The organism is Moorena sp. SIO4G3 (genome assembly GCF_010692305.1).
Classification (GTDB): domain Bacteria; phylum Cyanobacteriota; class Cyanobacteriia; order Cyanobacteriales; family Coleofasciculaceae; genus Moorena; species Moorena producens_A.
In genome coordinates this window covers 1-1,476 of record NZ_JAAHIG010000724.1, presented here as the reverse complement: position 1 = coordinate 1,476, position 1,476 = coordinate 1, and the positions used below count along the sequence as shown (strand labels likewise).

The 1,476-nt window shown below is 43.6% G+C and carries 1 protein-coding gene; it reads left to right on the top strand.

Going from position 1 to position 1,476, the window contains the following annotated elements; all coding sequences use genetic code 11:
- The first annotated feature begins 130 nt into the window (after nucleotides 1-130).
- Nucleotides 131-1,204 (top strand): HEAT repeat domain-containing protein, encoded by a 1,074-nt coding sequence (locus F6J99_RS44945; RefSeq protein WP_293123906.1) that lies wholly within the window; start codon nucleotides 131-133, stop codon nucleotides 1,202-1,204.
- Nucleotides 1,205-1,476 lie beyond the last annotated feature (272 nt).

Below are 1,476 nucleotides of genomic sequence, written 5' to 3'. Positions count from 1 at the left end.
TGATATAATTCTGGTAGCATTTTCAATTGATAGGTCGTATTGACAATTTCTGACCTATCTTTTTTTTACCATAATTCGCTCAATTTAAGATATATCAAGGGTTACAGGGCGCTTGTCGCCCCCCCAGGAGTTGCAACAGAACTATCTCAATGATTTGAAATGGACGGAAACTCTGGTCGGGATGCTACAATTAGTAGACAATCAAAACCAAGCCCAGCGGGTGGTAAGGTTAGGGTTAGAAGTGGATTCGCCACTGGGAGCCAGGTTAGCAGGAGCAGTAAAACCGGAGTTTCAGGAGCAGACTGTTGAGTTAGTGGCTCGGTTAAAGGTTCCGAGCTTACTTAGGAAGATTCAGCTGTTGGAAATAACTCAATCAGAAAAAGCTATACCTGAGCTAATTAAATGCCTCGATCATTACAACTCATCTGTGCGTCTTACTACGGTAAAAGCTCTAGAAAAAATCGGGACAGAAGTGGCGATATACCCGTTAATTAAATGCCTGGATGATGACTACTATTTGGTGCGTCGTAGTGCGGCAGAAGCTCTGGGAAAAATCGGGACAGAAGTGGCGATATACCCGTTAATTAAATGCCTGGATGATGACTACTATTTGGTGCGTAGTAGTGCGGTAGAAGCTCTGGGAAAAATCGGGACAGAAGTGGCGATATACCCGTTAATTAAATGTCTGGATGATGACTACTATTTGGTGCGTCGTAGTGCGGCAGAAGCTCTGGGAAAAATCGGGACAGAAATGGCGATATACCCGTTAATTAAATGTCTGGATGATGACTACTATTTGGTGCGTCGTAGTGCGGCAGAAGCTCTGGGTGAAATTGGGACAGAAGTAGCGATATACCCGTTAATTAAATGCCTGGATGATGACAACTCATATGTGCGTTATAGTGGGGCGGAAGCTCTAGGAAAAATCGGGGCAAAAGTGGCAATTAAGCCATTAATTAAATGCCTGAATGATAAAAACTCATATGTGCGTTATAGTGCGGCAAAAGCTCTAGGGGAAATCGGGGCAGAAGTGGCAATTGAGCCGTTAATTAAATGCCTGGATGATGACAATTCATATGTGCGTTATAGTGCGGCAAAAGCTCTGGGAAAAATGGGGGTAGAACTGAGGGTAAACGCATCTTATTTTGAAATGCCTACTGGATATGAGATTGATAGGATAAGTACTTATGCTTGTGAATTTTGAAATCTCTTCTGAGTAAGGCTTCTAGAATTTAGATGTCTTTGCCCTTGGGCTAGAAGTGCCAACTGAGGAGTTTGAGGCGTTAATTAAATCCCTGGATTATCCAGACTCAGATGTGCGGAGAAGTGAGGCATCTGCTCTGGGTCAAGTTAGCCCATTCTAGAACCCAACCTATCTTCCCAAACTCTAAAGAATACTATGCTGCACAACAGTTTCTCGACAACCTCCCCCAAGACTTCCCCCTAGACCGGAAGCAAATGGTTCTAGTTCCCAGA